At 73.8% G+C, this 25,958-nt stretch carries 24 protein-coding genes and 1 riboswitch; of the genes, 18 read left to right on the top strand and 6 right to left on the bottom strand.

The features are described 5' to 3' along the window. Positions 1–176: 176 nt before the first annotated feature. The gene (locus ABLM29_RS01800) at positions 177–518 is read right to left on the bottom strand and encodes a metallopeptidase family protein (RefSeq protein WP_349711838.1); all 342 of its coding nucleotides are present in this window, start codon (positions 516–518) and stop codon (positions 177–179) included. Positions 519–627: 109 nt separating this feature from the next. Between ABLM29_RS01800 and ABLM29_RS01795 the strand changes: the two genes are divergently transcribed. Further along, a complete protein-coding gene (locus ABLM29_RS01795; RefSeq protein WP_349711836.1) occupies positions 628–1,905 on the top strand; it encodes an ion channel protein in 1,278 nt (425 codons plus the stop codon). Here the strand turns inward: ABLM29_RS01795 and adhP are convergent. Continuing rightward, on the bottom strand, positions 1,898–2,917 hold the full coding sequence (adhP, locus tag ABLM29_RS01790; RefSeq protein ID WP_349711834.1) for an alcohol dehydrogenase AdhP: 1,020 nt from the start codon (positions 2,915–2,917) through the stop codon (positions 1,898–1,900). The genes ABLM29_RS01795 and adhP overlap by 8 nt on opposite strands. Before the next feature lie 127 nt (positions 2,918–3,044). Here adhP and ABLM29_RS01785 point away from each other — a divergent pair, with 127 nt between their 5' ends. Further along, positions 3,045–4,049 carry a zinc-dependent alcohol dehydrogenase family protein gene (locus tag ABLM29_RS01785; protein ID WP_349711832.1) on the top strand — a complete coding sequence of 335 codons (1,005 nt, stop codon included), beginning with the start codon at positions 3,045–3,047 and terminating at the stop codon, positions 4,047–4,049. Position 4,050: 1 nt separating this feature from the next. Here ABLM29_RS01785 and ABLM29_RS01780 read toward each other — a convergent pair whose 3' ends face one another. From ABLM29_RS01780 to fdhD, 3 genes are all read right to left on the bottom strand, one after another. Further along, entirely contained in the window at positions 4,051–5,604 is a 1,554-nt protein-coding gene (locus ABLM29_RS01780) for an ABC transporter permease (RefSeq protein WP_349711830.1), read from the bottom strand. Beyond that, a complete protein-coding gene (locus ABLM29_RS01775; protein ID WP_502889139.1) occupies positions 5,601–6,350 on the bottom strand; it encodes an ABC transporter ATP-binding protein in 750 nt (249 codons plus the stop codon). Before ABLM29_RS01775 ends, ABLM29_RS01780 begins: the two co-directional genes overlap by 4 nt. A 100-nt stretch (positions 6,351–6,450) precedes the next feature. Beyond that, on the bottom strand, positions 6,451–7,275 hold the full coding sequence (gene fdhD / locus ABLM29_RS01770; protein ID WP_349711857.1) for a formate dehydrogenase accessory sulfurtransferase FdhD: 825 nt from the start codon (positions 7,273–7,275) through the stop codon (positions 6,451–6,453). A gap of 119 nt (positions 7,276–7,394) precedes the next feature. On the opposite strand from fdhD, the gene ABLM29_RS01765 reads away from it, so the two are divergent. Beyond that, complete coding sequence (locus tag ABLM29_RS01765) at positions 7,395–8,120, top strand: acyltransferase (protein ID WP_349711828.1); 726 nt, start codon at positions 7,395–7,397, stop codon at positions 8,118–8,120. Here the strand turns inward: ABLM29_RS01765 and ABLM29_RS01760 are convergent. Continuing rightward, on the bottom strand, positions 8,054–10,147 hold the full coding sequence (locus ABLM29_RS01760; protein ID WP_349711827.1) for a putative bifunctional diguanylate cyclase/phosphodiesterase: 2,094 nt from the start codon (positions 10,145–10,147) through the stop codon (positions 8,054–8,056). The two genes, ABLM29_RS01765 and ABLM29_RS01760, sit on opposite strands and share 67 nt — an antisense overlap. A gap of 162 nt (positions 10,148–10,309) precedes the next feature. Between ABLM29_RS01760 and ABLM29_RS01755 the strand changes: the two genes are divergently transcribed. From ABLM29_RS01755 to ABLM29_RS01685, 15 genes are all read left to right on the top strand, one after another. Continuing rightward, positions 10,310–12,220 (top strand): acetoacetate--CoA ligase, encoded by a 1,911-nt coding sequence (locus ABLM29_RS01755; protein WP_349711826.1) that lies wholly within the window; start codon positions 10,310–10,312, stop codon positions 12,218–12,220. A gap of 104 nt (positions 12,221–12,324) precedes the next feature. Next, positions 12,325–13,683: a hemolysin family protein gene (locus tag ABLM29_RS01750; RefSeq protein WP_349711825.1), complete on the top strand. Its 1,359-nt coding sequence runs from the start codon at positions 12,325–12,327 to the stop codon at positions 13,681–13,683. After that, the gene (locus tag ABLM29_RS01745; RefSeq protein WP_349711823.1) at positions 13,680–14,750 is read left to right on the top strand and encodes a hemolysin family protein; all 1,071 of its coding nucleotides are present in this window, start codon (positions 13,680–13,682) and stop codon (positions 14,748–14,750) included. The genes ABLM29_RS01750 and ABLM29_RS01745 overlap by 4 nt, the downstream gene beginning before the upstream one ends. Positions 14,751–14,760: 10 nt before the next feature. Next, positions 14,761–15,384, top strand: a complete 624-nt coding sequence (clsA, locus tag ABLM29_RS01740; RefSeq protein WP_349711822.1) for a cardiolipin synthase ClsA — start codon at positions 14,761–14,763, stop codon at positions 15,382–15,384. Next, positions 15,377–16,225, top strand: coding sequence for a DUF881 domain-containing protein (locus ABLM29_RS01735; RefSeq protein WP_349711820.1), 849 nt, complete (start codon positions 15,377–15,379; stop codon positions 16,223–16,225). Before clsA ends, ABLM29_RS01735 begins: the two co-directional genes overlap by 8 nt. Beyond that, positions 16,222–16,554 carry a small basic family protein gene (locus ABLM29_RS01730; RefSeq protein ID WP_349711818.1) on the top strand — a complete coding sequence of 111 codons (333 nt, stop codon included), beginning with the start codon at positions 16,222–16,224 and terminating at the stop codon, positions 16,552–16,554. The genes ABLM29_RS01735 and ABLM29_RS01730 overlap by 4 nt, the downstream gene beginning before the upstream one ends. Continuing rightward, positions 16,547–17,632 (top strand): DUF881 domain-containing protein, encoded by a 1,086-nt coding sequence (locus ABLM29_RS01725; RefSeq protein ID WP_349711816.1) that lies wholly within the window; start codon positions 16,547–16,549, stop codon positions 17,630–17,632. Before ABLM29_RS01730 ends, ABLM29_RS01725 begins: the two co-directional genes overlap by 8 nt. A gap of 56 nt (positions 17,633–17,688) precedes the next feature. Next, complete coding sequence (gene gcvH, locus ABLM29_RS01720; protein ID WP_349711814.1) at positions 17,689–18,075, top strand: glycine cleavage system protein GcvH; 387 nt, start codon at positions 17,689–17,691, stop codon at positions 18,073–18,075. 64 nt (positions 18,076–18,139) lie between these two features. After that, positions 18,140–18,676 carry a zinc-ribbon and FHA domain-containing protein gene (locus ABLM29_RS01715; RefSeq protein WP_349711812.1) on the top strand — a complete coding sequence of 179 codons (537 nt, stop codon included), beginning with the start codon at positions 18,140–18,142 and terminating at the stop codon, positions 18,674–18,676. A gap of 74 nt (positions 18,677–18,750) precedes the next feature. After that, a complete protein-coding gene (gene ftsR, locus ABLM29_RS01710) occupies positions 18,751–19,431 on the top strand; it encodes a transcriptional regulator FtsR (RefSeq protein ID WP_349711810.1) in 681 nt (226 codons plus the stop codon). A gap of 85 nt (positions 19,432–19,516) precedes the next feature. After that, positions 19,517–19,984, top strand: a complete 468-nt coding sequence (locus ABLM29_RS01705) for a bifunctional nuclease family protein (RefSeq protein ID WP_349711808.1) — start codon at positions 19,517–19,519, stop codon at positions 19,982–19,984. 110 nt (positions 19,985–20,094) lie between these two features. Beyond that, complete coding sequence (locus ABLM29_RS01700) at positions 20,095–20,682, top strand: MerR family transcriptional regulator (protein ID WP_349711806.1); 588 nt, start codon at positions 20,095–20,097, stop codon at positions 20,680–20,682. Positions 20,683–20,715: 33 nt separating this feature from the next. Continuing rightward, positions 20,716–20,814, top strand: a riboswitch (glycine riboswitch). Between the two features lie 160 nt (positions 20,815–20,974). Then, positions 20,975–23,740, top strand: coding sequence for an aminomethyl-transferring glycine dehydrogenase (gcvP, locus tag ABLM29_RS01695; protein ID WP_502889142.1), 2,766 nt, complete (start codon positions 20,975–20,977; stop codon positions 23,738–23,740). Beyond that, positions 23,737–25,062 (top strand): serine hydrolase domain-containing protein, encoded by a 1,326-nt coding sequence (locus ABLM29_RS01690; RefSeq protein WP_349711802.1) that lies wholly within the window; start codon positions 23,737–23,739, stop codon positions 25,060–25,062. The genes gcvP and ABLM29_RS01690 overlap by 4 nt, the downstream gene beginning before the upstream one ends. Positions 25,063–25,071: 9 nt before the next feature. Then, the gene (locus ABLM29_RS01685; RefSeq protein ID WP_349711800.1) at positions 25,072–25,917 is read left to right on the top strand and encodes an acyl-CoA thioesterase domain-containing protein; all 846 of its coding nucleotides are present in this window, start codon (positions 25,072–25,074) and stop codon (positions 25,915–25,917) included. Positions 25,918–25,958: the final 41 nt, after the last annotated feature.

The following is a 25,958-nucleotide window of genomic DNA, read 5'->3' as shown; positions in this document are numbered from 1 at the left end:
GCGCCATCTGCCCTGCGCCGCCTGGCCGCGGAGCCGGGGCGCCGGGCGGCCGTGGGCGAGCGGTTGCGGCGGAGCGGCTGGGTGCGGGCGACGCCCTGGGCCGTCGGCTGACCCCGTCGGCTGACCCCGTCGGCTGACCCCGTCGGCTGACCCCGTCGGCTGACCCCGTCGTCAGGTCACCAGCCGAGCTCGCGCAGCCTCCGGTCGCCGATCCCGAAGTGGTGGCCGACCTCGTGCACGAGCGTGCGCCGCACCTGGTCGGCCACCTCGTCCTCGGTGTCGCAGCGCGCCGTGATGGCGCGTCGGTAGAGCGTGATCCGGTCGGGCAGGACGCCGCCGTAGGCCGTGGTGCGCCGCGTGAGCGGGATGCCCTGGTAGAGGCCGAGCAGGCCCGGGCGTCCGCCGTCGTGGTCGACCGTCACCGCGACGTTGCTCATCAGCCGGCCGAGCTCCGGCGGCAGCCGGTCGAGCGCGGCGGCGACGTACTCCTCGAACCGCTCCGGCTCCACGTCGACCACGTCACCAGTCTCCACCTCCGGACAACGCGGGTCCGCCGGCGCGACCCGTTGTCCACGCCGACGGCGTGGCCGTTCCGCACGACGGTCGTCCTTCCGTAGGTTGCCCGCTGTGACGTCCGAGGTCGAAGCCCAGGTCCGCCCGGTGGCGCTGCTGCGTCAGACCCCCGCCGCCGCGCTCGTCGGCGTCGCGTGCGCGGTCAGCCTGCTCGCGCTGTCGCTGCTCGCCGAGGGGCTCCAGCACCTCGTGTGGACCGAGCTCTCCGGCGCGCTCGGTGCGGACCCTGACTCCTGGTGGTGGATCGTCGGGGTGCTGACGGTGTTCGGGTTCGCGATCGGCCTGGTCGTCCGGAACGCGCCCGGGCACGCGGGACCCGACCCGGCCGTCGAGGAGCTCGGCTCCGACCCCCTGCCGCCGCTGGCGCTGCCCGGCCTGGCCCTGGCGCTCGTGCTGACGCTGGCGAGCGGGGCGAGCCTCGGCCCGGAGAACCCGATCCTGATCATCAACGCCTCGCTGATGGTGCTCGTCGGGATGCGGCTGATGGCCGGCGTCGCCGCGCCCACCTGGATGCAGTGGAGCCTGGCCGGCACCTTCGGCGCGATGTTCGGCACGCCGGTGGCGGCGGCCCTGCTGCTGACCGAGGCGCTGGCGGGGATGGGCCCCGACCGCTCGGGCCTCCCGGTGTGGAACCGGCTGTTCAACCCGCTGGTCGCGGCCTCGACCGGCTCGGTGGTGGTGCTGCTGACCATCGGCCCGCAGTTCGAGATCGCCGTGCCGGAGTACGACGGCATCGCGCTCGGCGACTTCGCGTGGGCCGTCGGCGTCGCGCTGGTGACGGGCGCGCTGGGCCTGGGCGCGTCCTACCTGCTGACGCCCGTGCACCGCCTCTTCCACCGCCTGCCCGGGCCGGTCGCGGCGCTCACCGTGGGCGGCTTCGTGCTCGGCTGGCTCGGCGTCCTCGGCGGCCCGGAGACCCTGTTCAAGGGACTGGAGGAGATGAAGGAGATCTCGGAGGACGTCGCCGACCACTCCGCCGGGACCCTCGTCCTGATGGCGCTGGTCAAGCTGCTCGCGCTGGTCGTCGCCGCGGCCGCCGGGTTCCGCGGCGGCCGGATCTTCCCGGCGGTCTTCGTCGGCGTCGCGGCCGGGTGGGCGGTGGTCGGGATCTTCGACGCCGCCCCGGTGCCGGTGGTGCTGGGCGCCGCCGTCCTCGGCATCACCATCGCCGCGATCCGCAGCGGCTGGCTCGCGCTGTTCGGCGCGCTGATCGTGGTGCCGGACATCGACCTGCTCCCCGTGCTGCTGATCGCGGCCCTGGCGGTGTGGCTGCTCGTCGCGGGCCGCCACGAGCTGCACGCCGACCCGCCGCCGGCCCCGGCGCTCAGGTGAGGTCGAAGACCAACCGCGCTGGCACGGAGCCGCCCAGCACCTCGGCCACGGCGTCGTTCACGTCCCCCAGACGGCGCGTCTCGGAGATGACCCTGGTGCGGCCGAGTGCGTGCAGGCGGAAGACCTCGGCGAGGTCCTCGCGCGTGCCGACGATCGAGCCGATCACGCTGATCCCCTTGAGCACGGTGTCGAAGATCGGGATGTGCATCGGTCCGGCCGTCTCCGGCGGCAGCGCCACGCAGATCAGCCGACCGCCGCGGCGCAGCGACGCGAAGGCCTGCTCGAACGACGCGGGGCTCACCGCCAGCGCCACCGCGACGTCGGCGCCGCCGAGATCGGCGATGGCCTCGACGGGGTCGACCTCGGCCGCGTTCACGCCGTGGTCGGCGCCGAGCTCGGCGGCGAGCTCCAGCTTCTCGTCGCTGATGTCGACCGCGATCACCTCGGCGCCGACCAGCCGCGCGTACTGCACGGCGAGGTGACCGAGGCCGCCGATCCCGAAGACAGCGACCCGCTCCGCCGGACTGATCCCGGCCACCTTGATCGCCTTGTAGGTGGTGACGCCGGCGCAGGTCAGCGGCGCTGCGTCGAGCGAGCTGACACCGTCCGGGACCGGCACGGCGTAGTCGGCGGCCGCGACGGCGTACTCGGCCCACCCCCCGTCGACCGAGTACCCGCTGTTCTGCTGGGCCTCGCAGAGTGTCTCCCAGCCACTGACGCAGTGGTCGCAGTGCCCGCACGCCTCGCCGAGCCAGGCGATGGCCACGCGCTGGCCGACCGATCTGCTGGTGACGCCGTCCCCGACGGCGGTGACCACGCCGACGCCCTCGTGGCCCGGTACGAAGGGTGGTGTGGGCTTGACGGGCCAGTCGCCGTGCGCGGCGTGGATGTCGGTGTGGCACAGCCCGCAGGCCTCCAACCGCACGAGCACCTGGCCCGGGTCCGGTTCTGGGATGTCGCGCTCCTCCACCGAGAGCGGCGCCTTGAACTCGTTGACGACGGCTGCCTTCATCAGATCCTCCCCGGATGGCCTCAGCCCAGTGGACGCCACCGCGCGGCCGCGGGGCAAGGGCGAAGGTCCCCGGCTGCGCGTTCGTGAGTCACTCCCGCGAACGGGCGGCGGGGACGATGCTGGGGTGGTGACGGCTCCGAGCATGAAGGCCTGGCAGACCAACGGCGACGGCGCGCTGCGGCTCGCCGAGATCCCGGTCCCGAGCCCCGCCGAGGGCGAGGTGCTGGTCCGGGTCGAGGCCTGCGGGGTGTGCCGCACCGACCTGCACGTCCTGCACGGCGACCTGCCGCCGCACCGCGTCCCGGTGGTGCCGGGGCACGAGGTGGTCGGCACCGTCGTCGCCGGGGCGGGGGAGACCGGCGAGGTGTCGCTGGGCGACCGTGTCGGCATCCCCTGGCTGCGCGGGACGTGCGGCGTGTGCCGGTGGTGCCGGTCGGGCCGGGAGAACCTCTGCGAGCGCTCGCTCTACACGGGCTGGGACGCCGACGGCGGCTACGCCGAGTACGCCGTCGCGCCGGCCGCCTACACCTACCCGGTGCCCGACGGTCTGGACCCGGTCCAGGCGGCTCCGCTGCTGTGCGCCGGGATCATCGGCTACCGGGCGCTGCGCCGGGCGCAGGTGCCGCCCGGTGGCCGGCTGGGGCTCTACGGCTTCGGGGCCAGCGCGCACCTGACCGCCCAGATCGCGCTGGCGCAGGGGGCGGAGGTGCACGTGGTGACCCGGGACGAGGAGGCGCGCCGGCTCGCGCTCGAGATCGGCGCGGCCTCGGCGCACCCGATCGGGGGCTCGCCGCCTCCGCTGGACGCCGCCATCGTCTTCGCGCCGGCGGGGGAGGTGGCCCGCGACGCCCTCGGCGACCTCGACGCGGGCGGCACCCTCGCGCTGGCCGGGATCTACATGACCGACATCCCCGCGCTCGACTACGAGCGGCACCTGTTCCGGGAGCGGACGGTCACCAGCGTCACCTCCAACACCCGCACCGACGGCGTCGAGCTGTTGCGGCTGGCGCGCCGGCTCGACGTGCACGCCACCGTCACCGCCTACCCGTTCGACGCCGCCGACGAGGCCGTCCGGGACCTGGCCGCCGACCGGGTGCGGGGGGTCGCGGTCCTGGACCTCGCCGGAGCCTGACCTACTCCAGGTCGCGGCGCTGGAAGAGGAGCCACGCGCCGACGACGATCGAGGCGGTGAGTGCCAGCAGGACCAGGTCGGGGCGCCACGACCAGGCCTCGGCGGGGTAGAGCGGCACCGCGGAGTACGGCGAGAGCCGCACCATCCAGCCAGGGAGCTCCAGGAGCTCGCCCACCAGGGTCAGCGTGAGGAAGGTGACCAGCAGGGTCCAGCCGACCCATCCCTGGCGCGCGGCGAAGCCGGCCAGCGCGAGCGCGCCGACGAACCAGACCGCCGGGATCCAGCCGGCGGCGGCGGGGAGGACGTCGGCGCCGCCGGCACCACCGGCGGCGCCGTACCCGACCCGCAGGCAGAGGCCCGCGACCAGCATCAGCCACGCCGCGCCCACGGCCGCGAAGGTCGCGGTCGCGGCGAACCACCGGGCGCGCGACGTGCCGGCGGCGATCGCGGTACCGGTCCGGCCCTCCGCCTCGTCCTGGTGCGCGCCGGACGCCACCGCGACCGGGTAGCAGGTGACGACGATGGCGATGATCGGCAGCAGCGCCGCCAGGAACGCGCCGCCGAGCCGGTCGATGATCTCCTGGGCGCCGGTGCCGCGGAACAGGTCGTCGAAGCCGGGCGTCATCGCGCCGAAGAGCAGGCCGAGCCCGGCGATGCCGACGGTCCAGAGCACCAGGGAGGTGCGCTGGAGCCGCAGGGTGAGTCCCCACGCGCCCGCGATCCATCCCGACACCCGTCCGGGCCGGGCCTCGATCAGCCCGGCCCCGAGGTCGCGCCGTGCCCGCATCGCGCCGGCGAGGGCCAGCAGGGCGGCCGAGAGCGCGAGGTAGAGGACGGAGACCCACCACCGGGGCTCGGACCATGCGCGCAGCTGGGTGTTCCAGCCGAGCGGCGAGAGCCAGGAGATCCAGTGCCAGCCGTCGAGGGCGTCACCCGCCGCGCGCACCGCGAACGCGGCGGCGAGCATGGCCGCGGCGATCGCCCCGCAGGTCCGCGCGCTGGCCGACAGCTGGCAGGCGACGGCCGCGATGCCGGTGGCGACCAGGCCGGTGCCGGCCCAGGAGATGCCGAACCACAGCGACCCCGCCACCGGCAGACCGCCGACGGCGTTCGCCGCGGCCACCAGCAGGCCGAGCAGGAGCGCGACCGCGATGCACTCCACCACCACCGCCAGCATCGGCGCGGCGCGTCCGACCGCGGTGCCGCCGATGAGCTCGGCCCGCCCGGACTCCTCGTCGATCCGGGTGTGGCGCCGGACCAGGACGACGTAGAGGATCGCGCTCAGGAGCGCGTAGAGCACGGTCAGCTTCGACATCGCCAGCTCGCCGGTGCTGCCCGGATCGAGGATCGGTCCGTAGAGCGCCAGCAACCCGGGTTGGCCGTTGATGGAGGTGGCCAGCATCAGCCGTTCCTGCGCCGTGGAGAACAGGCTCCCCACGGCGCTGGCCGATGCGTAGGCCATGAGGCTCAGCACGGCCAGCCAGCCCGGCACGATGACCCGGTCGCGCCGGACGTTCTGGCGCAGCAGCAGGGTGGTGCCGTCGACGGCGCTCACCGGTAGGCCTCGAGGAAGAGCTCCTCCAGCGACGCGTCGCGGTCGGCCCGTCGCGTGAGGCGCAGGCTGTCGAGCGTCCCGGACTCGACGGTGCGACCGTCCCGGATGATCGTGACCCGGTCGGCCAGGCGCTCGACCTCGCTGAGGATGTGGCTGGACAGCAGCACCGTCGCGCCCCGCGTCCGGTGCTCGGCGAGGCACTCGCGGAACACCTGCTCCATCAACGGGTCCAGGCCGGCGGTGGGCTCGTCCAGGACCAGGAGGTCGGTGTCGGTGGCCAGAGCGGCGATCAGGGCGACCTTCTGGCGGTTGCCGCGGGAGTACGCGCGCCCCTTCTTCGTCGGGTCGAGCCTGAACCGCTCGACCAGCTCGTCCTTCCGGCTGGCGGCCGGGTCGGCGCCCCGCATCCGGAGCAGCATGTCCACGGTCTCACCGCCGGACAGGTTCGGCCACAGGCTGACGTCGCCGGGCACGTAGGCCAGGCGGCGGTGCAGCTCGGGTCCGTGCCGCCACGGGTCCTGCCCGAAGACCCGGGCCGTGCCGGCGCCGGGACGGATCAGCCCGAGCAGCACCCGCAGCGTCGTCGACTTCCCGGCGCCGTTCGGCCCCAGGAAGCCGTGCACCTCACCCGCGTCCACCGTCAGGTCGAGACCGTCGAGGGCGCGGGTCCGGCCGAACTCCTTGACCAGCCCCGAGACCTCCACGACGGCCGGTGTGGAGGCTCGCGACGCGGCCGGTGCTGGCATGGTGCTCCTCCGATCGTCCGCTGCCAGCCTGCCCGACGGGCGTGCCGGCCAGCAGGGCAGTCGGTCCCGCGGTCGCGGGTCCTTCGAAGGCCGGCCGGGCTCAGGCCCGCGCGTCCGCGATCCGCTCCGCTCCGGCGTACACGTTGCAGGAGGAGCCGCGCAGGAAGCCCACCAGTGTCATGCCGTTCCGCTCGGCGAGGTCCACGGCCAGGGAGGAGGGCGCGGAGACGGCCGCGAGGATGGGGATGCCGGCCATCAGCGCCTTCTGCACGAGCTCGAACGAGGCGCGGCCGCTGACCATGAGCACGCGCCCGGCCTCCGGCAGGCGGCCGGCGAGGAGTGATGCCCCGACGACCTTGTCGACCGCGTTGTGCCGGCCCACGTCCTCGTCGGCGGCCAGCAACCGGCCGTCGGCGGTGAAGAGCCCGGCCGCGTGCAGGCCGCCCGTGCGGTCGAAGACCCGCTGCGCCGTCCGCAGCCGCTCGGGGAGGGTGGCGAGCGTGGACGGCGCGATCCGCACGGGGTCGTCGGCCACGGCGTACCGGGTCGCGGCGTGGACCTCGTCGAGGCTGGTCTTCCCGCACACGCCGCACGCCGAGGTCGTCGCGAAGCTGCGCTGGAGGCCCGGCGCCGGCGCCGGCGTCCCCGGGGACAGCGTCACGTCGACCACGTTGTAGGTGTTGCGGCCCTCCGCGTCGACGCCGGCGCAGTAGCGGATCGCGGAGATCTGGTCGGCGCTGTGCACGACACCCTCGGAGACAAGGAACCCGGCGGCGAGGTCGAAGTCGCTGCCGGGCGTGCGCATCGTGACCGTCAGGGGACGGCCGTCGACCCGGAGCTCCATCGGCTCCTCGACCGCGAGGGCGTCGGACACCCGCGTGACCGCGCCGTCGCGCAGGCGCACCACCGCTCGCCTGGCCGTCACCCTTCCCACGCCGCACCCCCTCGTCCGATCCCGTCGGAGTCCTTCGAACCTACCGATTCTCGCGCCGCCCGGCGCGTCAACCGCCCCCCGGACGGCGCGCGGGCCACTAGGGTCGCCGGGTGCCGTTGCTGCGTCGGTTCCTCAACCGCTCCATCCATGCCACCTGGCGCCGGGTCGAACGCCTCGGTGACGTGGTGCCGGGGACCGACGTCGCCGACGGCTTCGGCGCCTTCGGCCCCGGCAGCTGCCTGGGCTTCCCCATCGAGGGCCTGTTCGGGGCCTCGTCGATCCACATCGGCGCCGACACCCTGATCGGCCGCTACTGCACGCTCTCGGTCGGCTACGGACCCACCCAGGCCCGGCTGCCGGAGCGTGGCCTGGTCGTCGGGGACCGGTGCGTGATCGGCGCCCGCGCGTGCCTCACCGCCCACGACTCGATCGAGATCGGGGACGACGTCTGGTTCGGCAAGGACGTCTTCGTCTCGGACGCGAGCCACGGCTACGAGGACCCGGACGTCCCGATCGGGCGCCAGTTCGGCGAGCACCGGCCGGTCCGGATCGGCTCCGGCAGCTGGATCGGGCACGGCGCGATCATCCTGCCGGGCACCACGATCGGGCGCCAGGTGGTGGTGGCGGCCGGCTCGGTCGTGCGCGGCGAGGTGCCGGACCACGCGGTGGTCGCCGGCGTGCCCGCGCGCGTCGTACGGCGCCACGAGCCCGGCGAGGGATGGGTCCGCCCGGCGGGGGAGGACGCCGCCGGTCCGGACGTGGCCGCGGCTCAGACGGAGGCGCGCCGCCTGCGGGCCGCCCGGAACGCGTCCTTGGGCGCGACGGCGGCGCTGTAGAGGAAGCCCTGCGCCTCGTCGCACCCGCGGCTGCGCAGGTAGCGCTCCTGGTCCGGCGTCTCCACGCCCTCGGCGACGACGTCCATCCCGAGGGCGTGGGCCATGCCGACGATGGCGTCTATGATCGGCGCGCGCCCCTGCTGGGGCTGGAGGCCGTTGACGAAGGCGCGGTCTATCTTCAGCTTGTCCATCGGGAACCGGGCGAGGTAGGCGAGGCTGGAGTAGCCGAGCCCGAAGTCGTCGACGGCGATCGAGATCCCGATCTCGCGCAGCCGGCGCAGCGTCTCCAGGACGTGGCGCTGGTCGTCCATCAGGACGCCCTCGGTGATCTCGAGCTCCAGCTGGCCGGGGTCGAGGCCGGTCCGATCGAGGATCTCGACGACCGTCTCGACCCAGCCCTCGGCGTGGAACTGGTGCGGGGAGGCGTTGACGGCGAGGCGCATCGGCCGGCCGATCTCGGCCTGGATCCGGACGATGTCGGCGCAAGCCCGTTCGAGCACCCACGCGCCGAGCTCGACGATCAGCCCCGTCTCCTCGGCGACCGGGATGAACCGGTGCGGCCCGACGGTGCCGAGCGTCGGGCTCTGCCAGCGGGCCAGGGCCTCGAAGCCGACGGTGCGGCCGGTGGCGAGGTCCACCTGCGGCTGGTAGGCGACCGAGAGCTCGCCCTCGCGCAGCGCGAGCCGGAGGGCCGAGGCGAGCGAGAGGCGCTCGTTGGTCCGCTCGCGCATGCCCTCGTTGAACCACTGGAGCTGGTTGCGACCGGCCGCCTTGGCGTAGTACATCGCCGTGTCGGCGTGCTGGATGACCACGGTCGGGTCGGCGCCCTGGCCGGGGAAGAGCGCGCCGCCCATGCTCAGCGTGGTGCTCAGCTCCCGGCCGTCCACCTCGACGGTGCGGGCGAGGTCCGCGGCGAGGTCCGCGGTCAGGGTGGGCAGCCGCGTGGCGTCGCGGACCACGACCACGAACTCGTCGCCGCCGAAGCGGGCCACGAAGGTGTCGTCGTCCGACCAGCGGCGCAGGCGTTCGGCGATCTCGAGGAGCACCTGGTCGCCCACCTGGTGGCCGAGGGAGTCGTTGACGCGCTGGAAGTGGTCGAGGTCGAGCAGGAGCAGGGCCCCCTCCGCGCCGGACTCGGCGGCCTCGGCGATCGCGGCGCCGAGGTGGCGCTCGAGCTGGGTCCGGTTGGGCAGGTTGGTGAGCGCGTCGTGCGTGGTCATCCGCCGCACCGCGTCCTGGGCCTGGCGGCGCGCGGTGATGTCGTAGGCGACCACGAGGTAGCCGCCGAGCAGCCCCTCCACGTCGCGCATCTCGCTGACGACCTGGAGGACCGGGAGGCTGCTCCCGTCGGGGCGCTGGTACTCGATCTCCAGCTCCTGCCCGACCAGGGTGGCCAGGCCGGCCGCCGGCCCCCCGAGCGGGCTGTACGGCGTCGCCGCCAGCGACGCCAGGGTCCGCCCGACCAGCTGGTCCGGCGGTCGACCGACCAGTGCCGCTGCGGCGGGGTTCGCCGCGACGATGCTGCCGCACCGGTCGGTCGCGAGGACGCTGAACGGCAGGCTGTCGAGGATCGATCGGCGCAGGTCGCCCTCGGCGCGCGAGCGGGCCGCGACCCGCTCGGTGACGTCGGTGATCGAGGTCATGATGAAGAGCTCGTCGTCCAGCCAGACCGGCGTCATGCCCGCCTCGACCGGCACCTCCGTGCCGTCGCTGCGCAGTGCCAGGAACCGCCGCCCGTCCCGCTGCTCGCGCGGCTCCCTGACGTGCGGCTCGGCGAGGAAGCGCGCCCGCATCGCGGCGTGCTGGGCCCGGTGGCGCGCCGGCATCAGGGCGGCGGCGGGCATCCCGACCAGGGTGTCCAGGTCGTACCCGTAGAGCCGCTCCGCCTGGGGATTGGCCAGCACGACGCAGCCGGACACGTCGGTCAGCAGGATCGCGTGCGGTGCGGAGTCGACGACGGCGCGCAGCGTCCGCTCGAGGTCGGCGGCGCCGCCCTTCACCATGGTGTCGTCCGAGTGCTCGCTCATGGCCCTTCCCTGATGGTCCGTCAGCCGGACCTGGTCGGGTCGGTGGCGTGGTGCGCGTGAGGCTACTGGTCCCGTTGTCAATCCGAGTGGCAATTGCGGAAAGGCGTTCCGGCGGGCCGGACCGACCGCCCGCGCCCGGTTCGCCGGGGCTATGGTCGCGGCGTGAGCGCACCAGACTGGGTCCCCGCACCGTCCACCCCCGGCCGTACGCCGCGCGTCGTCGAGTTCGCCGAGCAGCTGCCGGAGACGCCGGGGCTCACCGGGCGTGACTACGACAGCCTCTGGCGCTGGTCGGTCGCCGAGCCGGACGCCTTCTGGCGCGCCGTCGCCGACTACGTGGGGGAGGACCTGCCCGGTCCGGCGCTGGCCGAGGAGCGGATGCCGGGCGCGGTCTGGTTCCCCGAGGCGACGGTCAACTACGCGGCATCGGTGCTGCGCGACCGGCCGGCCGACGAGGTGGCGCTCGTCGCCTGCACCGAGGACCCCGCGGCGACCGTGCACCTGACGTGGGCCGAGCTGCGGGCACAGGTCGCCGGCCTGGCGGCCACCTTCCGCGACCTCGGCGTGGCACGCGGCGACCGGGTCGTGGGGTTCCTCCCCAACGGCGCCGAGGCCGTCGTCTCCCTGCTGGCGGCCGCGAGCATCGGCGCGACCTGGGCGGTCTGCGGCATGGACTACGCAGCGTCCGCCGCGCGGGCCCGCTTCGAGCAGCTCGAGCCCGCGCTGCTGGTGCACGCGACGTCGTACCTGCACGGCGGGCGCCGCCACGACCGGTCCGACGTGGTCGCCGAGCTGGCCGGCGCGCTCCCGGGGCTGCGGGGCACCCTGGAGATCGGCACGCAGGACTGGGCCGCCGCGGTGGGCCGGGAGGCCGACTTCGCCCCCGAGCCGCTCCCGTTCGACCACCCGCTGTGGGTCCTGTTCTCCTCCGGCACGACCGGCCGGCCGAAGGGCATCGTGCACGGCCACGGCGGCGTGCTGCTCGAGCAGGCGAAGGTCGCCGCGCTCCACTTCGACCTCGGACCCGGCGAGCGGCTGTTCTGGTACACGACGCCCTCCTGGATGATGTGGAACTTCCTGGTGGGCGGCCTGCTCACCGGCGCGAGCGTGGTCGCGTACGACGGCTCGCCGGCGCGACCGGGGCCCGACGGCCTCTGGGCGCTCGCCGCGGAGCACGAGGTCAGCGTGGTCGGGATGAGCCCCGGCTACGTGGCGGCGTGCCAGAAGGCGGGCGTCGGCCCGTCCGGCCACGACCTGCACCGGCTCCGCATGGTCGGCATCTCGGGCTCGACCTTCCCGGCCAACAGCCACCAGGCGCTGCAGGCGGAGCTCGGCGACGGTGTGCAGATCTGCTCGATCAGTGGTGGCACCGACGTGGTCAGCGCCTTCGTGGGTGCGGTGCCGACCGTCCCGGTCTGGCCGGGCGAGCTCTCGCGCCCCTGCCTGGGCGTCGCGCTCGACGCGTTCGACCCGGCGGGCCGCCCCGTGCGGGGCGAGGTGGGCGAGCTCGTCGTCACCCGGCCGATGCCCTCGATGCCGGTCGCCTTCTGGGACGACCCGGACGGTCACCGCTACCGGGACGCCTACTTCGACACGTTCCCCGGCGTCTGGCGCCACGGCGACTGGATCACGCTGACCGACCACGGCTCGGTGGTGATCCACGGCCGCTCGGACGCCACCCTCAACCGTCACGGCATCCGGATGGGCAGTGGCGACATCTACGAGCCGGTGGAGGCACTCCCGGAGGTGCGCGAGGCGCTCGTGATCGGGGTCGAGCAGCCTGGCGGCGGCTACTGGATGCCGCTCTTCGTGGTGCTCGCCGAGGGCGTCGAGCTGGACGACGCGCTGCGCTCCCGGATCGCCGACGCGATCCGGACCCACGCCTCGCCGCGGCACGTCCCGGACGAGATCATCGCCGCGCCCGGGATCCCGCACACCCGGACCGGCAAGAAGCTCGAGGTCCCGGTGAAGAAGCTGCTCGCCGGGCAGGACCTGTCGGGCGCCTTCGACCCGGGCAGCGTGGACGCCCCCGAGCTGCTCGACTGGTACGGCGGGGTGGCGAGCCGGCGCTGAGCCCGGCGAGCCGGACGGCGAATCTCCGCGCGAGTGCGGCCCCGCGACCGGTGCACCGGTAGAATCGGCACCTCCCGTTCCACCTCCGAAGGACCACACACTCGATGACACCCTGGCTTCTGCTGGGAATCGCCATCCTGCTCATCCTCGCCTGCGGGCTCTTCGTCGCGGCCGAGTTCGCCTTCGTCACGGTGGACCGTGGCCAGGTCGAGCGGGCGGCCGCCGCCGGAGACGCCTCCGCCGTCGGGCTGCAGCGGGCGCTCCGCTCCCTCTCCACGCAGCTCTCGGGCGCGCAGGTCGGCATCACGGTGACCAACCTCGGCATCGGCTTCCTCGCCGAGCCCGCGCTCGCGGAGCTGCTCCGCGGGCCACTCGGCTCGCTCGGCGTGGCCGACTCCGCGGTGAGCCCGATCGCGGTGGCGCTCGGCCTGACCATCAGCACGGTGCTCACCATGCTGATCGGCGAGCTGGTCCCCAAGAACGTCGCGATCGCGCTCCCGCTGGCCACGGCGCGCGCCACCCAGCGGCCGATGCGGCTGTTCACGGCGACCTGCGCGGTGCCGATCCGGCTCCTCAACGGGAGCGCGAACGCCATCGTGCGACGCCTCGGCATCGAGCCGCAGGAGGAGCTCCGCTCGGCCCGCAGCTCCGCGGAGCTGGCCTCCCTCATCCAGCGCTCCGCCGACGAGGGCACCCTGGACGCCGACACCGCCGAGCTGATGGAGCGATCGGTGGAGTTCGGCACGCGGACCGCCGGCGAGATCATGACGCCGCGGGTGCGCACGCGGTCGCTGGACGAGCAGGACCGTGCCAGCGCCGTGATCACCCTCGCCCGCGAGACCGGGCACTCCCGGTTCCCGGTGCTGGACGACCAGGACGTGGTGGTCGGCACCGTGCACGTCAAGAACGCCGTCGCCCTGCCGCTGCACGAGCGCTCCACCGTCAAGGTCAAGCACCTGATGGCGAAGCCGATCGTGGTCCCCGACACCCTGCGCCTGGACCCGCTGCTCGCGCTGCTGCGCGCCGACGGGTTCCAGATGGCGATCGTGCTGGACGAGTACGGCGACCACGCCGGCATCGTCACGCTCGAGGACGTGATCGAGGAGATCGTCGGCGACATCGCCGACGAGCACGACCGGCTCGGCGCCCGCGGCCGGCTGCGCCGCGACGGCTCGTGGTCCCTCTCCGGCCTGCTGCGCCCCGACGAGGTCGAGGACCTGACCGGCGTCCCGCTGCCCGAGAGTGAGGACTACGACACCGTCGCGGGCCTCGTGCTCAAGGTGCTCGGCCGGATCCCGGTGGCCGGCGACCGCGCCGAGGTGGACCTGCCGGACGTCGAGGAGGACGGCGAGGTGACCGCCCGGCGCGCGCTGCTGACCGTCGACCACATGGACGGGCTCCGCATCGACCGGCTGTCGATGCGGGTCGAGTCCCGCGTCGAGAGCATGGAGGGGGAGCGATGAGCGACCTCTTCGGGATCGGCCTCGCCGTCGTGCTGCTGGCCGCGAACGCCTTCTTCGTGGGCGCGGAGTTCGCCCTGATCTCCGCGCGCCGCAGCCAGATCGAGCCGATGGCGCTCGAGGGCTCCCGCATCGCCCGCACCACGCTGCGCGCGATGGAGAACGTCTCCGAGATGATGGCGGGCGCCCAGCTCGGCATCACGATCTGCTCGCTGGGCCTCGGTGCCGTGGCCGAGCCCGCGCTCGCCCACCTCCTCGAGCCGGCGGTCGAGGCGCTGGGCCTGCCGCACGGTGCGGTCCACCCGATCGCCTTCGTGGTGGCGCTCGCCGTGGTCGTGTTCCTGCACGTGGTGCTGGGGGAGATGGTCCCCAAGAACATCGCGCTGGCGGGGCCGGACCGCTCCGCGCTGGTGCTCGGCCCGCCGCTGCTCGGCCTGGTGACCGTGCTGCGGCCGGTGATCGTGGCGATCAACGCGATGGCCAACGGCATCCTGCGGCTGCTGCGCATCGAGCCCAAGGACGAGGTGACGAGCACCTACACGCGCGAGGAGGTCGCCGCGCTGGTCGAGGAGTCCCGCGGCGAGGGCCTGCTCGCGGACGACGAGTACGACCGGCTGGCCGGCGCGCTCGGCTTCACCGAGAAGACGGTCGAGTCGGTGCTGATGGCCCCCGCGGACCTCGCGACCGTCCGTCGTGGCTCCACCGGTGCGGACGTGGAGGCGCTCTGCGCCGCCACCGGCTTCAGCCGGTTCCCGGTCGTGGACGGCGACGGGGACCCGGAGCTGATCGGCTACCTGCACATCAAGGACGTGCTGGAGCCCGACGAGGTGCGCCGCCAGCGCCCGGTGGCGGACCGGTGGATCCGTCCGTTCGCCACGGTGACCCAGGGCAGCCAGCTGCACGAGGTGCTCGAGGTGCTCCAGCGCCGCGGTGCCCACATGGCGCGGGTGGTCGAGACCTCCGGGGCCCTCGTCGGGGTGGCGGCGCTGGAGGACGTGATCGAGGAGCTGGTCGGGGAGATCCGCGACGCGGCGCACTCCGACGACCAGGCCACCGCGGGGGCTGACTAGGGTGACCACCGTGGTGGACCCGGCAGGCAGCGAGGTGAGGCCGTCCCCGCGCGTGGTGACGGTGCCGAACCTGTTGAGCCTGCTCCGGCTGGCCCTGGTGCCCGTCTTCCTCTGGCTGGTGCTCGGCCCGGAGGAGGACGCGTGGGCGCTGGCGGTGCTGGCGTTCTCGGGCGTGACCGACTTCCTCGACGGCTGGCTCGCCCGGCGGCTGAACCAGACCTCCCCGCTCGGCCAGCTGCTCGACCCGGTCGCCGACCGCCTCTACATCCTCGCGGTCGTGGTCGGCCTCGCGCTGCGGGACGTGATCCCGTGGCCGGTGGCGCTCGCGCTGCCGCTGCGCGACCTGCTGATGTGGGGCCTGGTGCCGCTGCTGCGCACGCGCGGCTACAGCGCGCTCCCGGTCCACTTCCTCGGCAAGGCCGCCACCTTCAACCTGCTCTACGCCTTCCCGCTGCTCCTGCTCGGCGAGGGCGACGGGGTCGTGGCGACGCTGGCCCTGGTCTTCGGGTGGGCCTTCGCAGCGTGGGGGATCGGCCTCTACTGGTGGGCCGGCCTCCTGTACGCGTGGCAGGTGCGCACGCTGATGGCGACGGTCGAGCGACGCCCGCTCCGGGGACGTGGTCGCCGTGGCTGACGTCTCCGACCGGGTGCGGACCCCGCTGCTCACCCTGATCACCGAGGAGTCGCTCGACCGCGACTACCAGGCGGCCGCCGACGCCCGCGGTGGCGACCGCACGCCCCGCCGGATCTCCGGTGGCGGGGTGGTGGCGGTGCTTGCCGCCTTCGCGCTGCTGGTGACGGTCGCCGGCGTCCAGACCCAGCGCAACGCCGAGGACCAGGACGCCAGCCGAGCCGCGCTGATCGACCGGATCGAGACCCGGCGCGCCTCGGTCCAGGCCGTCCAGGCCCGCATCGACGACCTGCGCCTGCGCAACAGCGAGGGCGAGCAGGCGCTGCGCGACCTCGGTGACTCCGTGGCGGGCCTCGAGGAGCGCGCGGCCCGGCTCGGCGCGCTGGCCGGCTTCACGCCGGTCGTCGGCCCGGCGATCCGGGTCACCGTCGACAACACCGACGCCACCGACCCGGCGAACGTGATCCGGGACTCCGACCTCGCCGTGCTGGTCGACGCGCTGTGGGCCGTCGGAGCCGAGGCGATCGCGATCAACGGGCAGCGCCTGACCGCGCGCTCCGCGATCCGGAACTCCGGGACCCCGATCGAGGTCAACAGCGTCGGCATCGCGCCGCCGTACACGATCACCGCGATCGGCGACGTGGACCGCCTCGCCTCGGACTTCATCGAGTCCCACCCGGGCCAGGAGTTCCTCGCGCTCGTCCAGCGGTTCGCGTTCCGGTACGACATCGACAGCCTCGCCGAGGTGCGCCTGCCTGCCGCACCGGCGCGGCTCCTCAGGCTACGGTCTGCCCGGAACCCGTCGAGCGACGGCCACGGGCAGAAGGAGGATGGTGCGCTGTGATCGCGGTACTGGGACTGGCCGTGGGCGTCGCCCTCGGCCTGATCTTCAAGCCGGACGTGCCGCTGGCGCTGGAGCCGTACCTCCCGATCGCCGTCGTGGCGGCGCTGGACGCGGTGTTCGGTGGGCTGCGCGCCTACCTGGACGGCATCTTCGACGACAAGGTCTTCGTCGTCTCGTTCGTCAGCAACGTCGTGATCGCGGCCGGGATCGTGTACCTCGGTGACCGGCTCGGCGTCGGTGGTCAGCTCTCCACCGGCGTGATCGTCGTCCTCGGCATCCGGATCTTCACCAACGCCGCCGCCATCCGAAGGCACGTCTTCCATGCTTGAGGAGTCCGTCGACGACACCGACCGGCGACCGCGCGACGACGCGGGCGCCGAGCCGGACCCGCCCGAGGACGGGGCGGAGGTGACGGCGCCGGAGGTCGAGTCCGAGACCGAGGCGGACACCCAGCCGGAGGCGGTGCCCGAGCCTGAGGCGGAGCCCGAGGCCGAGCCCGAGGCCGAGGCTGTGGTCGAGTCCGAGCCTGAGGCCGAGCCCGAGGCCGAGCCCGAGGCCGAGCCTGAGGCAGAGCCCGAGGCCGAGGCCGAGGCGGTCGGGGAGACCGAGCCCGAGCCCGAGGCGACCCCGGAGCCCGCCGGTACGTCGGAGGCATCCACCGCGGCCTCGACGGTGGGCCCCTCCGCGGGGTCCCCGCTGGAGCGCCTGATGACCGCCGTACGGCGCCCCTCCCGCCGGCAGGTCGTGGTGGCCCTGCTCCTCGCCCTGGTCGGCTTCGCCGCGGTCACCCAGGTCCGGGTCGCCGCCAACGAGGACAACTACGCGGGCCTGCGCCAGCAGGACCTGATCGACGTCCTCAACGCGCTGGCCGGAGCCCGCCAGCGCGCCGAGGCCGACATCGACCGGCTCGAGGGCGTCCGGGACGACCTCCAGGACGACAGCACCAAGCGCCGGGCCGCGCTGGAGCAGGCGCAGAACGAGGTCGACGACCTCAGCGTGCTCGCGGGCGTCGTCCCGGTCACCGGCCCGGGGATCCGGATCACGATCACGGAGGTCGACGGCACCGTCCGTCTCTCCTCGATGCTGGACACCGTCCAGGAGCTGCGCACGGTCGGCGCCGAGGCCATGCAGCTCAACGGCGAGGTGCGGATCGGCGCCCAGTCCTCCTTCGCCGAGACCACGGGCGGCTTCCTGGTCGACGGCCAGCTGGTCGAGGGGCCCTACGTCCTCGACGTCATCGGCGACCCCGACGTCCTCAACGCGGCGATGGTCTTCGCCTTCGGGCCGAGCCAGCAGCTCCGCGACGACGGCGCGGAGGTCCAGGTCGACAAGCTGACCTCGCTGGACATCGAGTCGGTCCGGGACAGCGCGGCAGGGCGCTTCGCCGAGCCGGCGCCCGACCAGTAGCCTTCTGCTGCGCGGCCGCTCGCCGGCCGCCACCGGACCCCACAAGGAGAACCACCGTGAACCCAACGGACCTGAAGTACACCGTCGAGCACGAGTGGGTGCGCGAGCCGGGCACGGCGCCGGGCTCGATCCGGGTCGGGATCACCGACTACGCCCAGGACGCCCTCGGCGACATCGTCTACGTGTCGCTCCCGGAGGTCGGGGCCACGTTGACCGCCGGCACCCCGTGCGGCGAGCTGGAGTCGACCAAGTCCGTGAGCGACATCTACGCGCCGGTCGCGGGCGAGGTCGTGGCGGCCAACGAGGCGCTCGACGCGACCCCCGAGCTGGTCAACAGCGACCCGTACGGCGCCGGCTGGCTCTTCGAGGTCGTCCCCGCCGACGCCGGGGCGCTGGCCGAGCTGCTCGACGCCAGTTCCTACGAGGCCCAGCTCGACGGCTGAGCAGGGTGTAGGTTCGAACCATCCACCTCACTGTCAGGGTGAGGGTTGTGCCTGAGGAGGCTTGATGCCGTTCTGCACGAACTGCGGGCGGCAGAACCCGGACGACGCGCGGTTCTGCTCCCAGTGCGGTACCCGCCTGGTGACCGCGGAGCCGGCGACCCCGGAGGCGCCGGACACCTCCGCGCCCCCGCTGGGCGAGACCACCGCGACGATCCAGTTCGGCGGTGGCGAGAAGGTGGAGACCTCCGACCGCGCGCTGAACCCCGTGGACGCCGCGGCCGTCGACGCGCTCCCCGTCGGGCACGCGCTGCTCGTGGTGCAGAAGGGTCCGGGCGCCGGTAGCCGGTTCCTGCTCGACCAGGCCGAGGTGAGCGCCGGTCGCCACCCGGACAGCGCGATCTTCCTCGACGACGTGACGGTCTCGCGCCGGCACGCGGTCTTCAACCGGGAGGGCTCCGGCTACTCGGTCGCCGACGCGGGCAGCCTCAACGGCACCTACGTCAACCGCGACCGGATCGAGCAGGTCCAGCTCAAGGACAGCGACGAGGTCCAGATCGGCAAGTACCGACTGGTCTACTTCGCCGGGCACGAGAGCGCCTGAGCCCGATGGTTCCCGCTCGCCCGGACCCGGCCTCACGGCCGGTCGCCGCTCGGGAGCTGTTCAACATCGGACAGGTGCTCGACCGGCTGCGGGAGGACTTCCCGTCCGTCACGATCTCCAAGATCCGGTTCCTCGAGGAGCAGGGCCTGATCAAGCCCGAGCGCACCCCGGCGGGCTACCGGAAGTTCGCGCCCCGCGACGTCGACCGGCTGCGGTACGTGCTGCGCATGCAGCGCGACCACTACCTGCCGCTGAAGGTCATCGGCGAGCACCTGGACGCGATCGACCGCGGCCTGGAGCCGCCGCCGATCGAGCCCGTCGTGCCCACCGTCCCGACCGTGGCGCTCGGCAGCGACGGCGTGCCGAGCCCGGAGTCCTTCCTCCGCCGCGACCAGGTGCGGCTCTCCCGACAGGAGCTGGTGAAGATCGCGGAGATCGACGAGGCGCTCCTGGGCGAGCTCGAGGGCTTCGGGCTGCTCAGCGCCTCGGGCACCGGCCACTTCGACAGCGACGCCCTGGTGGTCGCGCAGACCGCCAAGGAGCTCGGCGCGTTCGGGATCGAGCCGCGGCACCTGCGCGCCTTCAAGGCGGCGGCCGACCGTGAGGTCGGGCTGATCGGCCAGGTCGTCGCGCCGGTGCGGCGCGGTCGCGACGCCGCCGCGGCGGCACGGGCCGAGGAGGCGGTGAGCGAGATCGCCTCGCTGTCGGTGAAGCTGCACGCCACCCTGGTCAAGGCGGGTCTGCGCCGCCTCTGACCGGGGTCCGGCGCGACCCGGCCGCAGCGCGGGTGCGCGGCCCGACGTCCCTCACGGCGTCCCCGGCAGTGGGTAGTCTGGAGGCATGCGCGAGGTCGACGTCATGGGAGTCCGGGTGGAGATGCCGTCCAACCAGCCGATCGTGCTGCTGCGCGAGGTGGCCGGTGACCGCTACCTGCCGATCTGGATCGGCGCGGTGGAGGCGACCGCCATCGCCTTCGCCCAGCAGGGGGTGGTGCCGCCTCGGCCGCTCACCCACGACCTCATGAAGGACATCCTCACGGCCACCGGCAACAGCCTGGAGCAGGTGCGGATCACCGATGTCCGCGACGGCGTCTTCTTCGCCACGCTGGTCTTCGCGTCCGGGGCCGAGGTCAGTGCCCGCCCCTCGGACTCGATCGCGCTCGCGCTGCGCACCGGCACGGCGATCTACTGCGACGAGGGCGTGCTCGACGAGGCCGGTCTGGCGGTGCCGGTCGAGGAGGAGGACGAGGTCGAGAGGTTCCGCGAGTTCCTCGACCACGTCACGCCGGAGGACTTCGAATCGACGTAAGGTTCATGTTGAGGGTGAGAGTTTTCGCGACACACCCCGAGGGTCTTTGACCGACCTCAGGCCGGGCCGTAGCGTCATGTCCTGCCCCACCTCGAACCATGGAGGACCGAGTGAACGAGCAGCAGCCGAAGACGGCCCAAGACCCCGCGGCATCCGCCGCAGCAGAGGAGCAGGGCCTGCTCTTCACCGACGACGTGTCGCCGCTGCCCAGCGACCTCGGCTACCGCGGCCCGACCGCGTGCAACGCCGCGGGCATCACCTACCGGCAGCTCGACTACTGGGCCCGCACCGGGCTGATCGAGCCGAGCGTGCGCGGTGCCTCGGGCTCCGGCTCGCAGCGGCTCTACAGCTTCCGCGACGTGCTCATCCTCAAGGTGATCAAGCGGCTCCTGGACGCCGGGATCTCGCTCCAGCAGGTGCGCACCGCCGTCGGCCACCTGCGCGAGCGCGGCACGGACGACCTCACGCAGGTGACGCTGATGAGCGACGGTGCCTCGGTCTACGAGTGCACGAGCAACGACGAGGTGATCGACCTGCTCCAGGGTGGTCAGGGAGTCTTCGGCATCGCGATCGGTGGGGTCTGGCGCGAGATCGAGGGCACGCTCTCCTCGCTGCCGAGCGAGCGCGCCAACGACGCGGACGCTCCGGTCTCCGGCGACGAGCTGGCGGCGCGACGGGCGGCACGCAACGCCGTCTGAGCCGCACCCGGCTGATAAACTCTCCCGCGCTGTCGATGCCGCGCGGGAGAGTTTCGTTTTCCCGTCGAAAGCGGACGCCGAAGGGGCAATTCCTCCCCGGAACCTCTCAGGCGCCAGGACCGTGCGGACAGGCGACTCTGAAGCCGCGACGATGCGACGACAGAGGGGGAGGGCTCGATCAAACCGATCCGAGGAGCCTGAACCCGTGACCTCTGCGCACGCCGACCACCCGACCGCACTGTCGCCCTTCGTGGCGCGCCACCTGGGCCCCGACCAGCCGCAGGTCGAGGCGATGCTCGCCCGCCTGGGCTTCGGATCCCTCGACGAGCTCATGGACGCGGCCGTCCCGAAGGCGATCCGCTCGCTCGACGGTCTCGGCCTCGGCGAGGGCGTCGACGAGGAGACCGCCGCCGCCACGCTGCGCGAGCTGGCCGCCGCCAACGAGCCGGGTGAGGCCTTGATCGGCCTCGGCTACCACTCGACGGTGACGCCGGCCGTGATCCGCCGCAACCTGTTCGAGGACCCGAGCTGGTACACGGCGTACACGCCCTACCAGCCCGAGATCTCGCAGGGCCGACTCGAGGCGCTGCTGAACTTCCAGACCATGGTCTCGGACCTGACCGGGCTGCCCACCACGGGGTCGTCGCTGCTGGACGAGGGGACCGCGGCCGCGGAGGCGGTGGCGCTCGCGTTCCGCGCCAACCGCAAGGCCGCGGGGCCGTTCGTGGTCGACGCCGACGCTCTCCCGCAGACGGTCGACGTGGTGCGCACCCGCGCCGAGGGCCTCGGCATCGAGATCGTGGTCGCGGACCTGACCGAGGGCCTGCCGGAGGGCGCCGTCTCCGGCGTCCTGGTGCAGTACCCCGGGGCGTCCGGCCGGATCATCGACCCGCGGCCGATCATCGACGAGGTGCACGCCCGCGGCGGCCTCGCGGTGGTGGCAGCGGACCTGCTCGCGCTCACCCTGCTCGAGGCGCCCGGCGCGATGGGCGCCGACGTCGTCGTCGGCTCGGCCCAGCGGTTCGGCGTCCCGCTCTTCTACGGCGGCCCCCACGCCGGCTTCATGAGCGTGCGGCCCGGCCTCGAGCGCCAGCTGCCCGGGCGCCTGGTCGGCGTCTCCATCGACGCCGAGGGCCGCCCGGCCTACCGGCTCGCCCTGCAGACCCGCGAGCAGCACATCCGCCGCGACAAGGCGACCTCGAACATCTGCACCGCCCAGGTGCTGCTCGCGGTCGCCGCCGGGATGTACGCGGTCTACCACGGCCCCGAGGGCCTGCGCCGGATCGCGCAGGACGTCCACGCGCTGACCGGCCGCGCGGCGGCGTCGCTGAGCGCCGCCGGCTTCGAGCTCCTCGACCCGACCTTCTTCGACACCCTCGGCGTCCGCGCCCCGGGCCGCGCCGCGGAGATCGTGGCCGCGGCGCGCGCGGGCGGGCTGCACCTGCGGCTGGTCGACGCCGACACGGTCGGGATCTCGTTCGGCGAGACCGCCGGCGCGGGCACCCTGCGGGCGCTGCACGCGGCGTTCGGCGTCACGCCGGCCGCCGCCGCGCCGATCGACGGGCTGCCCGAGGCCCTGACCCGGACCAGCGACTACCTGACGCACCCGGTGTTCAACACCCACCACAACGAGACCTCCATGCTGCGGTACCTCAAGCGCCTGGCGCGCCGCGACTACGCGCTGGACCGCGGCATGATCCCGCTCGGCTCGTGCACGATGAAGCTCAACGCCACCACCGAGATGGAGCCGATCACGCTGCCCGGCTTCGCCGACCTGCACCCGTTCGCGCCCGCCGACGCCGCCACGGGCTACCGCCGCCTGATCGAGGAGCTGGAGGGCTGGCTGGCCGACGTCACCGGCTACGACCGCGTCTCGATCCAGCCCAACGCCGGCGCCCAGGGCGAGTACGCCGGCATGCTGGCGATCCGCGGCTACCACGTGGCGCAGGGACAGGGGCAGCGCGACGTCTGCCTGATCCCCGCGTCCGCGCACGGCACCAACCCCGCCTCGGCGGTGATGGCCGGCATGCGGGTCGTGGTGGTGAAGTCGGCCGAGGACGGCACCGTCGACCTCGACGACCTGCGCGCCAAGTGCACCGAGCACGCCGACGACCTGGCCGCGATCATGGTGACCTACCCGTCCACCCACGGCGTCTACGAGGAGACGATCACCGAGCTCTGCGAGATCGTCCACGAGCACGGCGGCCAGGTCTACATCGACGGCGCCAACTTCAACGCGCTGCTCGGCTACGCCCAGCCCGGGAAGTTCGGCGGCGACGTCTCGCACCTGAACCTGCACAAGACCTTCTGCATCCCGCACGGCGGCGGTGGCCCCGGTGTGGGACCGGTGGCCGTGCGCGAGCACCTGGCGCCGTACCTGCCCACCCACGTGCTGCACCCCGAGGCGGACCGGCGCGAGGGGATCGGCGCGATCAGCGCGGCCCCGTACGGCTCGGCCGGCATCCTGCCGATCTCCTGGGCCTACATCTCGATGATGGGCGCCGCCGGCCTCACCCGCGCCACGGCGGTCGCGGTGCTGTCGGCCAACTACATCGCGGCGCGCCTCGGCGAGCACTACCCGGTGCTCTACCGCGGCGAGTCCGGCCTGGTCGCCCACGAGTGCATCCTGGACCTGCGCGAGATCACCCGGCAGACGGGCGTCACGGTCGACGACGTGGCCAAGCGCCTCATCGACTACGGCTTCCACGCCCCGACCATGTCCTTCCCGGTCGCCGGCACCCTGATGGTCGAGCCGACCGAGTCCGAGGACCTCGCCGAGGTGGACCGGTTCATCGACGCGATGATCGCCATCAAGGGCGAGATCGACCGGGTGGCCACGGGGGAGTGGGCCGCGGACGCCTCCCCGCTGCGCCACGCGCCGCACACCGGCGCCGTGCTGACGGGTGACTGGGACCGCGCCTACCCGCGCGAGGTCGGTGCGTTCCCGACCGGCTTCGACCCGGACAAGTACTGGCCCCCGGTGGCCCGCATCGACCAGGCCTACGGCGACCGCAACCTGGTCTGCGCCTGCCCGCCGATGGAGGCCTACGGCGAGTGACCCGACGCTACGACGACGCGCTGGCCGGCCTGCAGGCAGCAGGCCGGCTGCCGTCGGTCGTGGGCGCGGTCGCCGAGCGGGGGAGCCCGGCGTGGTGGGGCCGGGCGGGAGCGGACCCCGCCCCGTCACCGGAGACGGCGTACCGGATCGGGTCGATCACGAAGACCCTGACCGCCGTCCTGGTGCTGCAGCTGGCCGAGGCGGGCGAGGTCGATCTGGACGACCCGGTGGGCCGGTTCCTGCCGGACGCCCCGCACGGCGGGGCGACCGTCGCCGGCCTGCTCTCCCACACCGCCGGCCTGCCGAGCGAGCCGTCGGGGGAGTGGTGGGAGCGGACGCCCGGGACGGACCGGGCGGCCCTGTTCTCGGCGAACGCCGGCCGCCCCGCGATCGCGGACGCCGGCGAGCTCTACCACTACTCCAACCTCGGCTTCGCGCTCCTCGGTGCGGTCGTCGAGGAGGCCCACGGCACGTCCTGGTGGGAGGCGGTCCGGACGCGGCTGCTCACGCCGTCGGGCATGGCCGCGACCGCGTACCTGCCGCCGGAGGGCTGCGCGCCGGGACGCAGCGTCGACCACTTCACCGGCAGGCTCACCGCGGAGCCGCACGCCGACACCGGGGCGATGGCGCCGGCCGGTCAGCTCTGGAGCACCCCCGCCGACCTGCTGGTCTGGGCGGGCGTCCTGGCGCACGGGCATCCGGGCATCCTCGGGGAGGCCTGGGCCGCCCGGATGCGCGAGCCGGTCGCGCCGGCCGTGGACTACGGGCTCGGGGTGCGGCTGCTGCGCGTGGGCGGTCGGTCGTGGGTCGGACACACGGGCTCCATGCCCGGGTTCCAGGCGAGCCTCTTCGTCGACCCCGCGACGGACGACGCGGTCGCGGTGCTGGCCAACGCCACGACCGGGCTGCCGTCCGATCGGGTCCCCGGCCTCGTGCTGGCCGTCGACCCGCCGGCCCCGCCGGAGCCGTGGCGGCCGACGGCCACGCTCCCGGTGTCGCTGGCGGGCGTTCCCGGCCTCTGGTTCTGGGGCAACACGGCCTACTCCCTGGAGTGGTGGGGCTCGGACCTGAGGCTGCGCGACGTCCGCACGGGCGAGGTCGGCGACCGGTTCGTGGTCGCCGGCGACGGCGCGGATGCTCGGATCATCGGCTCCGACGGCTACCACCGCGGCGAGGGCCTCACCGTGCACCGCGACGCGGCGGGCGCGGTGGCTCACCTCGAGTGCGCGACGTTCGTCTACACCCGCACCCCGTACGACCCGGCCTCGCCCGCGCCCGGTGGCCACCCGGACACGGTCCGCGGAAGTGAGAACGTGTTCTAGGCTGCCCGGATGAGCGACGTCGAGCCCGGGTGGTTCCGCAGGGTGGAGGGTGGTCTGCTGGCGCCGCAAGCGCTGGCGACGAGCCTGTGGAGCGACGCCCAGATGCACGGGGTCGCGGTCAGCGGCCTGCTCTCGCTCACCATCGAGGAGCACGTCGCGCGGCTGGACCGGTCGGACCTGGTGCCGGTCCGGTACCACGTCGACCTGTACCGGCCGGCGGGCACCGTGGCGTCGCGCGGGCGGGCCTCGGTGGTGCGCTCGAGCTCGCGGCTGCTGCTGGTGGACGCTGTGATGGAGCAGGACGGTGATCCGGTCGCGCGGGCCAGCGCGCTGTTCCTGAGGACCGGCGAGCCCCCGGCGGGGGAGCTGTGGGTGGCCCCGCAGCGGGCGGCCGCGCCACCGGCCGACGTGGTGCCGACCGACGGCGAGCACCACATCCCGTTCTTCGCCAGCGACCAGCCGTGGTCGCAGAACTTCAGCGAGCACCAGAACGCCGGGCGTCACGCCACCTGGCAGACGGCGATGCCGGTCATCGTGGGGGAGACGCCGACGCCCTTCCAGGCGGCCGCCTCCATCGCGGACGCGACCAGCATGGTCACCAATTGGGGCAGTGGTGGCATCGGCTACATCAACACCGACATCGACCTGACGCTGTGCCGCCTGCCCGACAGCACCACGCTCGGGATCCGCGCCACCGACCATGTCGCGGCGCGGGGACTCTCCGTCGGCACCGCCGAGGTCTTCGACCGGACCGGGCCGCTGGGGACCGCCACGGTGACGGCGATGTCGAACGCCCGGCGGACGGTCGACCTGGACGGCCCCACCCCACCGATCTACGCCCCCGACCGGGTCTGAGCCGCGCTGCCCGACGCCGCGCCGCCCGCCCGGGCGGTCGG

The sequence above is a fragment of the Nocardioides sp. YIM 152588 genome (genome assembly GCF_040191335.1).
Taxonomy (GTDB): Bacteria; Actinomycetota; Actinomycetes; order Propionibacteriales; family Nocardioidaceae; genus Nocardioides.
This window is presented reverse-complemented; position numbering and strand designations above follow the sequence as displayed.